Annotated in this window: 8 protein-coding genes; 3 read left to right on the top strand and 5 right to left on the bottom strand. The window is 72.7% G+C overall.

What is annotated here, in order from left to right; all coding sequences use genetic code 11:
- Positions 1–17 precede the first annotated feature (17 nt).
- Complete coding sequence (locus KBX50_RS18100) at positions 18–860, bottom strand: ABC transporter permease (RefSeq protein WP_210938238.1); 843 nt, start codon at positions 858–860, stop codon at positions 18–20.
- Between the two features lie 176 nt (positions 861–1,036).
- Here KBX50_RS18100 and KBX50_RS18095 point away from each other — a divergent pair, with 176 nt between their 5' ends.
- On the top strand, positions 1,037–2,281 hold the full coding sequence (locus KBX50_RS18095; protein WP_247673963.1) for an IS110 family transposase: 1,245 nt from the start codon (positions 1,037–1,039) through the stop codon (positions 2,279–2,281).
- Positions 2,282–2,286: 5 nt separating this feature from the next.
- On the opposite strand, the gene KBX50_RS18090 is transcribed toward KBX50_RS18095, so the two are convergent.
- Entirely contained in the window at positions 2,287–3,201 is a 915-nt protein-coding gene (locus KBX50_RS18090; protein WP_210938237.1) for an ABC transporter ATP-binding protein, read from the bottom strand.
- 132 nt (positions 3,202–3,333) lie between these two features.
- Here KBX50_RS18090 and KBX50_RS33635 point away from each other — a divergent pair, with 132 nt between their 5' ends.
- Positions 3,334–4,590 carry a sensor histidine kinase gene (locus tag KBX50_RS33635; protein WP_210938236.1) on the top strand — a complete coding sequence of 419 codons (1,257 nt, stop codon included), beginning with the start codon at positions 3,334–3,336 and terminating at the stop codon, positions 4,588–4,590.
- Positions 4,587–5,240, top strand: coding sequence for a response regulator transcription factor (locus KBX50_RS18080; protein ID WP_210938235.1), 654 nt, complete (start codon positions 4,587–4,589; stop codon positions 5,238–5,240). Before KBX50_RS33635 ends, KBX50_RS18080 begins: the two co-directional genes overlap by 4 nt.
- A 182-nt stretch (positions 5,241–5,422) precedes the next feature.
- Here the strand turns inward: KBX50_RS18080 and KBX50_RS18075 are convergent, their stop codons facing one another.
- Genes KBX50_RS18075 through KBX50_RS18065 form a run of 3 tightly spaced genes read right to left on the bottom strand, consistent with a single transcriptional unit; the run spans position 5,423 to position 8,242 of the window.
- Positions 5,423–6,289: a VTT domain-containing protein gene (locus KBX50_RS18075; protein ID WP_307871000.1), complete on the bottom strand. Its 867-nt coding sequence runs from the start codon at positions 6,287–6,289 to the stop codon at positions 5,423–5,425.
- Complete coding sequence (locus KBX50_RS18070; protein WP_210938234.1) at positions 6,286–7,005, bottom strand: type 1 glutamine amidotransferase; 720 nt, start codon at positions 7,003–7,005, stop codon at positions 6,286–6,288. The genes KBX50_RS18075 and KBX50_RS18070 overlap by 4 nt, the downstream gene beginning before the upstream one ends.
- On the bottom strand, positions 6,995–8,242 hold the full coding sequence (locus tag KBX50_RS18065) for a Mur ligase family protein (protein ID WP_210938262.1): 1,248 nt from the start codon (positions 8,240–8,242) through the stop codon (positions 6,995–6,997). Before KBX50_RS18065 ends, KBX50_RS18070 begins: the two co-directional genes overlap by 11 nt.
- Positions 8,243–8,435 lie beyond the last annotated feature (193 nt).

Here is an 8,435-nt window from a genome sequence, read left to right as displayed (position 1 = left end):
GGTGGGTGGGGTGGGGGTTACGGGGTGCGGTGGGTTAGGGCTAGGGCGGTGATCAGGGCGGTCAGGGCGGCCCAGGCGGTGTAGGTGGTCCAGGCGCCGGAGACGGTGGCGGGGTGGATGTCGGTCAGCCACGGCGGGGGACCGTTCGGGTCCCTGAGCCGTTGCCACGCGGGCACCAGCATGGCGTGTCGGAGCAGTGCGCTCCAGCGTTCGTCCTCGTCGACGGCGGTGGGCAGCAGGAGCAGCACCGTCGCGGCGGTGACGATCGCGGGTGCGGTGTGCCGGATCAGCGCGGCCAGGGCCATACCGACGAGCGCGCAGAGCGGCACCAGCAGGGCGGAGGCGGCGATGCCGCGCAGCGCGCCGGGATCGCCGATGGACATGTTCGCATGGACGTCGGCGAGGATCGCCTGCGACACCACGAACGCCGCCGCCGCGCCCAGCGCCCCCAGCAGGGTCAGCACGCCGGTCAGCACGGTCAACTTGGCGGCGGCCACCGCGTAGCGCCGGGGGACGGCCGCGAACGTGGTACGCATCAGCCCGGAGGCGTACTCACCGCCGATCGCGACCGCGCCGACACCACTGGCCGCGAGGACGACGAACATCTGCGCCTCGGTGGGAAAGGCGTCCCAGAGCGGGGAGCGCAGCGCCCGCTGCTCGGCCGACCAGTCCGGCCAGCCCGCGTGGGTGGCCAGCGCGGCGTGGCCGGCGAGGCCGACCATGGCGAGCAGGATCAGGGCGAACGCCGCCCAGGTGGAGCGGAGCGACCAGAGCTTGATCCATTCGGCGGCGAGCAGGTCGCGGTAGCGCGCCGGGTGGGTCGGAATGGTGCGGGTGGCGGGTCGGGTCGCGGCGGTCATCGGGTCCTACCTTCTTGATCGTGATGACCGCCCTGTTCGTAGGGTTGGCTCATCCGGGGGTGCTGGGTGTGGCTTTCATCGGGTTGCCGTTCATGGCTCAGGAGACCTGGCCGCCCAGCACCCCGCGACGACTCGGCCGCCGATTGGGAGTTGCGAGTAGATCGCTGTGTAGGACCATGCCGGCGAGGTCGTCTGCGGACCGACGCACCAACGAGCTCGTGGAGGTGACCGTGCCCAAGGTGTGGGCCGGCGTAGATATCGGCAAGGCACATCACCACTGCGTGGTTGTCGACCAGAACGGGGACCGGCTGCTGTCGCGGCGAGTGGCCAACGAGGAAGGGGAGCTGCTGACGCTGCTGGCCGATGTGCTGGCACTGAGCGACGAGGTCACGTGGGCGGTCGACGTGGCCGACGGCGGTGCGGCCCTGCTGATCGCCTTGCTGATCAACCATGACCAGCGGCTGGTCTATATCTCTGGTCTCGCGGTGAACCGGGCCGCCGCCGGCTATCGCGGAACCGGCAAGACCGATGCCCGCGACGCCGCGGTGATCGCCGACCAGGCACGAATGCGCCGCGACCTCAACCCGGTGCGTCCGGGAGACGAGGCGGCCGTCGAGTTGAAGATCCTCACCGCCCGCCGCAGCGACCTGGTCGCCGACCGGACCCGCACCATCAACCGACTGCGCGAGCAGTTGTTGAACATCTTCCCCGCGCTGGAACGTGCCCTGGACCTGACCAACCACGGCCCGTTGGTGCTGCTGACCGGCTATCAGACCCCCGCAGCTCTTCGCCGTGTCGGCGTCGCGCAGTTGCAGACCTGGCTGCGTAACCGCAAAGTCCGTTCGGCCGGCACCATCGCCGCCGCCGCTGTCGAGGCCGCCAGCCGGCAACACACCGCCCTGCCCGGCGAGAGGCTCACCGCCCAGATGGTTCACACCCTCGCCGAGGAGGTGATCGCCCTCAACGAGAAGGTCAGCGAGATCGACAAGCTCATCGAGGGCCGGTTTCATGAGCACGAACTCGCCGAAGTGATCTCCAGCGTGCCCGGCATCGGCGCGCTGCTCGGCGCTGAGTTCCTGGCCGCCACCGGCGGCGACCTCGACGCCTTCGGCACGCCGGACCGGCTGGCCGGCTTCGCCGGTCTGGCTCCCTCGCCCCGCGATTCCGGACGCGTCAGCGGCAACCTGCACCGCCCACGCCGCTACCACCGGGGCCTTCAGCGCGTCTTCTACACCTCCGCGCTGATCAGCATCCAACGCTGCACCGAGTCGCGGCGCTTCTACGATCGCAAACGCGGCGAGGGTAAACGGCACACTCAGGCCGTACTCGCACTCGCCCGCCGCCGAGTCAACGTCCTGTGGGCACTCCTGCGTGACAGACGGTGCTACCAACCCGTACCGCCTGCCGCTACCGCGGCTTGACAACGTCATTGGGAGGTCTCCCCGGCGGCGTACTCGACGTCGGCGGCGGTGAGTGCCATGAAGGCCTCCTCCAGTGAGGCGGTGCGGGTGGTCAACTGGTGCAGCGGAATCCGCAGGCCGAGTGCCAGGTCGCCGATCCGTTCCGCGTCCACCCCGGTGACGGTGAGCGCACCATCCGCATCCGGCCGCACGTCCGCGCCGACCTCCACCAGCGCCATGGTCAGGGCGGCCGGATCGGGGGTACGCAGGACGACCTCGACCCGGCCGGCGCGGGCGGCGAAGTCGTCCAGGGACTCGTCGGCGATCAACCGGCCCCGGCCGATGACGACGAGGTGGTCGGCGCAGTGCTCGACCTCGCCCATCAGGTGACTGGAGACGAAGACGGTACGGCCCTCGGCGGCGAGCCGTCGGAACAGCTTCCGTACCCAGCGCACCCCTTCCGGGTCGAGGCCGTTGAACGGCTCGTCGAACATCAACACGGGCGGGTCGCCCAGCAACGCGGCGGCGATACCGAGGCGTTGCCGCATGCCGAGCGAGAATCGGCCGACCCGGCGGTTGGCGGCGTCGTCGAGGCCGACCAGTCCCAGGACCTCGTCGGCTCGCCGGGAACCGATGCCGTTGCCGCGGGCGAGGGCCGCCAGGTGCGCCCGGGCGCTGCGCCCGCCGTGCACGTCCCCGGCGTCAAGCAGCGCGCCGGCGTGCCGTAGCCCCCGGGCAAGGTCCCGGAACCGGACGCCAGCGACCGTGACGGTGCCGCTGGTCGGAGTGGTCAACCCGAGAACCATGCGCAGGGTGGTGGACTTGCCGGCACCGTTCGGGCCGAGGAAGCCGGTCACCCGGCCGGGTCGGACGGTCAGGGTCAGGCCGTCGACGGCGGTGGTGCGGCCGTACCGCCGGGTCAGGCCATCAAGTTCGATCATGCCGTTCACGCTGCCGGGCGCCGGGCACTGCCGCGTCGACCCGCCGGCCGTACCGGGTGCCTGGATGGTGGCCTGCGGGCGTACGCCCCCGGGCCGATGCCGGTGCGGCGTGCCGCTGGATACCGTGTGGCGGTGGACGCCACCGCCCTGATCCGGCCGCGGACCGCCGTGCCGGTGGTACGGGCGGTCCTGGTGTGGGCCGGGGTCGCCCTCCTGCCGGTGCTCTGGGCGCTGGCGCCGGCCGTGGCGAACAGCGGCGACGGGGTCGGCGTGGTGGGCTGGTGGCTGCCGGTGCGCTACCTGGTGCCGGTGCTGATCGTGGCGCTGCCGGCGGGCCTGCTGCGTCGCCGGCCGCTGATCGCGCTCGGCCTGATGCTCGCCGGAGCGACGCTCTGCGCCGCGACCGTGCACGGCCGGGATCCCGGGTACCTCGACGACATCTTCAACCTCCAGTTCCTCGCCGTCGACGCGGCGCTCGCCGTCGTTGCCGCGAACCGCTCCCGTCGGGTGTCGGTGCCGGCCGCCGGGGCGGTGCTGGTGACGCAGGTGCTCGCCGCCTTCGTGAACCTCGGAGTCGAGCCGGTGGACCAGGCCGCGCTGACCGTGCTGGCGGTCGCGACAGCCTGGATCGCCGGCAACTCGGTGCGGGCACGGCGGAGCTACGCGGCCGCGATGCGCGGGCACGCCGCCGCCGAGGCGGTCACCGCCGAGCGGCTGCGCATCGCCCGGGAACTGCACGACATGGTCGCGCACAGCATCGGCGTCATCGCCATCCAGGCCGGGGTCGGCGCGCGGGTGATCGACACCCAGCCGGCCCAGGCCCGCGCCGCGCTCGCCACCATCGAGGCGGCCAGCCGGGACACCCTGGCCGGGCTGCGGCGTACCCTCGGCGCGCTGCGCCGCGGCGACGGCGATCCGGCACCGCTGGAGCCGGTGCCCGGGTTGGTGGACCTGGCGCGGCTGATTGCCGCGACGGGTGATGCCGGAGTCCGAGTCGAACTGTCCGCCGTCGGCGACGGGCCGGTCCCGCCCGAGATCGACCTCGCCGCGTTCCGCATCGTCCAGGAGGCGCTCACCAACGTGGTCCGCCACGCCGGGGTCGACGCGTGCCGGGTCGTCGTCGAGCGCGGCGACCACGCGGTCACTGTGGAGATCGTCGACGACGGCCGGGGCGGGCCGATCGGCGTCGAGGGGCACGGCTTGATCGGCATGCGCGAGCGGGTCGTGGCCGTCGGTGGCCGGTTCCGGGCGGGACCACGGTCCGCGGGCGGCTTCCGCGTGGCGGCCTGGCTGCCGGTGTCGTCGGGGAACACCGCCCCGTCCGACGGTCGTCGTCCGGCTGGTGGTGGCGGGGCCGGCGGTCGTGCTGAGGAGGTGGCGGAGCGGTGACCATCCGGGTGCTGCTCGTCGACGACCAGCCGCTGGTGCGGGCCGGGCTGCGCGTGCTGATCGCCGACGTGCCGGACATGGCGGTGGTCGGCGAGGCTGGCACCGGCGCCGAGGCGGTACGCCTGACTCGTGAGGTGCTGCCCGACGTGGTGCTGATGGACCTGCGGATGCCGGGGACCGACGGCATCCAGGCGACGCGGACGATCACCGACTCCGGCGGTCCTGCCCGGGTGCTGGTGCTCACCACGTTCGACGACGACGAACACGTGCACGCCGCGCTGCGGGCCGGCGCGAGCGGCTTTCTCGTCAAGGACATGGCGTTGGAGGACATCCTCGGCGCGATCCGGGTGGTAGCGGCGGGGGACGCGCTCATCGCACCAGGTGTGACCCGGCGACTGATCGCCGAGTTCAGTCGTCGGCCGGCGGCTGCGACGCCACGGTCGCTGGCTGGGGTGACCGATCGGGAGCGCGAGGTGCTCACCCTCGTGGGACGGGGCCTGTCCAACGCCGAGATCGCCGCCGAGCTGGTGATCAGTGCGGCCACCGCCAAGGCGCACGTGGCCCGACTCTTCAGCAAGCTCGGCGCCCGCGACCGGGTGCACCTGGTCATCGCCGCGTACGACGCCGGCCTGGTCACCCCGCCCCGCTGACCCCCACCGTCATTTCCCCGCCGCCCCGGTGTGCCCGCGTGCCGTATGCCCGCGTGCCGCAGTTTCGGGGAAGTTGCTGCCTCGACCGCGTTGGACCCAGCATCTTGCCCCGAAGTTGCTGGGTCGGCGGGGAGACGAGGGGTGGAAGCGGAAGAGGTCGGGTGGCTGGGCGGGGAGTTTGGTCAGCGCAGGGGGCGGCGGAGGCGGCGTTCGGCGCGCCACCAGCGGGCGAGCAGTACGGCGCTGGCGATGAAGCCCAGTGAGGCCGGGGCGGCGGCGAACCAGTTGATCTCGCCGGGGCTGGTCACGGCTGCGCCGACCGCCGCGTAGCCGAACGCGGTCGGCGCGGAGGCGATCACGCTGCCGACGAGGAACGGCAGCACCCGCGCGCCGGTGGTGCCGTAGCCGTAGCTGACCAGACCGAAACCGGAAATCGGCAGCAGGCGTACGGTGACCACGCCGAGGACGCTCTGCCGGGTGAACCAGCGGTCGAGGCGGGCCAGCCGGCCCCGGAGACGTTCGGCGACGAACTCCCGGCCCAGCACCCGACCCACGGTGAAGCCGATCGCCGCCGCCAGCAGCGCGGCGCCGAGCGCGTACGCGGCACCTTCCAGGGCACCGAAGATGGCACCTGCGGCGAGCGTGATGAAGGTACGGGGGACCAACGCCACCAGCAGCAGTGCCCCGCCGAGCACACCGGCCACCGGAGCCAACCGACCCATCCGGTCGGCCAGGTTGGGCAGCGCCGTCGGCTCGGGGTGCGGCACCAGCAGCAGCGTCACCCCGAACCCGGCGAGCAGGAGCAGCAGCAGCGAGAACCGGGTCACCGAGGGCGTAGTGGCGAGCAGCAGGAGCCGGCGCGCGGTGGCTGGAGCGGTGACCAAGGTGTCGCCGTACCGTGCGCCGTCGCCCGGGTCCACAGCGGGCCGGGCGGTTTCGGCACCGGGTTGTGCGGGGTCGGTCGACGTGGGGTCGGGCTGCGGGACGTCGGCTGCGGGTTCGGCCGACCGGCTCGCCCGCAGGAGTCGTCTCCGCAGCTTGCGGATCATGCCCGGGCGGTGGCCACCGCGGTCCGGCGTTCGGCCCGCAGCCGATCGGCCCAGGTGTCGTCGAGCGGGGGCAGGTGCTGCGCGCCGGTCGCCCAGCGCAGCAGCAGATCGGCCAGGGCCGGATTGCGGGCCAGCGCGGGGCCGTGCGAGTACGTGCCGAGCAGCTTGCCCCGCCAGGCCCCCTCGGTGGCGCCGTCGTTGCCGACCCCGGCGGTGACCCGGGCCAGCGGGGAGACCCCGGGGCCGAGGTGGGTGCGGCCGCCGTGGTTCTCGAACCCGGTCAGCGGCGGCAGGCCGAGGCGGGCGTCGATGTCGCCGGCCAACTCGCCGACGGCCCGGCTGGGACCCCGGTCCGAGGAGAGGTCGAGCAGTTCCAGGCCCTGGTACTGGGTGCCCTTGGCGAAGAACGAGGTGCCCAGCAACTGGTAGCCGGCGCAGACACCGAAGACCACCGAGCCCTGGGCCACGGCCCGGTGCAGGCCACCGTCGGCGAGCAGTCGTTGCGCGCCGAGCGCCTGCGGGCCGTCCTCACCGCCGCCGATGAGGTAGATGTCGGCCGTGGTGGGCAGTTGCTGGTCGGAGCGGACCTCCAACACCTCGACCGGGAATCCGCGCTGCTGGGCTCGGCGGGCCAGGATCAGGGCGTTGCCCCGGTCGCCGTAGGTCGACAGCAGGTCCGGGTAGATCCAGACGATGCGCAGGGTCTCAGTTGACACGGTCCAACTCCGCTCGGATGTCCTGGAACGCGGTGTAGTTCGCGATGACCTCCAGCCGGCCCGGAGGTACCGCCCGGACGGCCTCGTCGAAGGTGCGTACGTACTGGAAGGGCACGTCGTTGATCTCCAGCCGCACGGCCAGGTCGTACGCCCGGTCGCCGGTGATGAGCACCAGGCGTCCGCGCAGCGGAGCGAAGTCGACGTCGAAGAGCCAGGAGGTGTCCAGCCCGTCGGGGTCCCGCGCGTTGATGGACAGCAGCGTCGGCGCCTCGTCCGCCATGTCGAACGCCTCCAACCAGCTGGCCGGGTTCTTGGCCAGCAGCAGTCGCACGGTGCGACCCTCCCGGACGACCTGGGCGTAACGCCCGGCGACCGAGGTCACGTCACCGAGGCGGGGCACCGCGTCGAAGGGGCGTACGCCGAATTCGGCGGCGACCGCGAGGGCGGTGGCCGCGTTGCCGACGTTGACCTTGCCGGGTAGCTGGAGCTTGACCTTGTACCAGGCGCCGGTCGGGTCGACGACGCCCTCGTCGTCCACGGTCCACTGCGGCTCCGGCCGGCGTAGCGGGCAGCCGGTGCACCACCACTGCTCGCCGGAGCGCTGAATGGTGGAGCCGCACTCGGGGCAGACCCAGGAGTCGTCGTGCCAGCGCTGCCCGGCGGAGAACCAGGTGACATGCGGCGGGGTGATCCGCTGGTCGTGGGAGGCTGGCGGGGTGGCGGCCCAGACCACCATCGGGTCGTCGGCGTTGGCGACCACGCGGATGTCCGGGTGCCGGGCCAGCGCCGCGCGCCAGAGCTGCGCCATCATGGCGACCTCCTTGGCCCGGTCCAGCTGGTCTCGGGAGAGGTTGAGCAGCGCCACCACGTGCGGGTCGGTCGCCTCGATCACCTGGGCGAGGTAGTGCTCGTCGACCTCCAGCACCGCGTACGGCGTGCTGCCGGCCTTGGCCAGCGCGGAGGTGTGTCCGGTGGGCATGTTGGCGCCGAACGAGTTGGTGGCGACCCGACCGAGTACCCCGACGGCCGCGGCGGCGAGCCGGGTGGTGGTGGTCTTGCCGTTGGTCCCGGAGACCAGCGCGATGGCGCGGCCGGCGGAGAGGTGGGCGAGCAGTTCGGGGTCGATCTTCAGGCCGAGCCAACCACCGATCACCGAGCCGTCGCCCCGGCCCGCCGCCCGGGACAACGCCGCGGCGGTCCGTGACACGGAGCTGGCCACCTTCGCCCGCAGGGGCATCTTCGCGTCCGTCACCCGAGCGAGGTTACCGGACCAGCGGACCCGCGAGATCGGCACCGACGGCGATCCGTTCGGGTCGGCTCTGCCGGCGGCCGGTCGGATGACGCTCGGCCGGACGGAGTCGATCTATGTCGGAAAGCGGACCCGCCCTGCGGGGCCGCCGGGCCCTCCACTCCGCTCCACCCCGCCTGAC

Origin of the sequence: Micromonospora sp. C51, from assembly GCF_018070435.1 — a bacterium.
In the GTDB taxonomy this organism is placed as follows: Bacteria; Actinomycetota; Actinomycetes; order Mycobacteriales; family Micromonosporaceae; genus Micromonospora; species Micromonospora sediminimaris.
The sequence above is the reverse complement of the archived record's forward strand: the minus strand, read 5'-3'. Positions and strand labels throughout refer to the sequence as shown.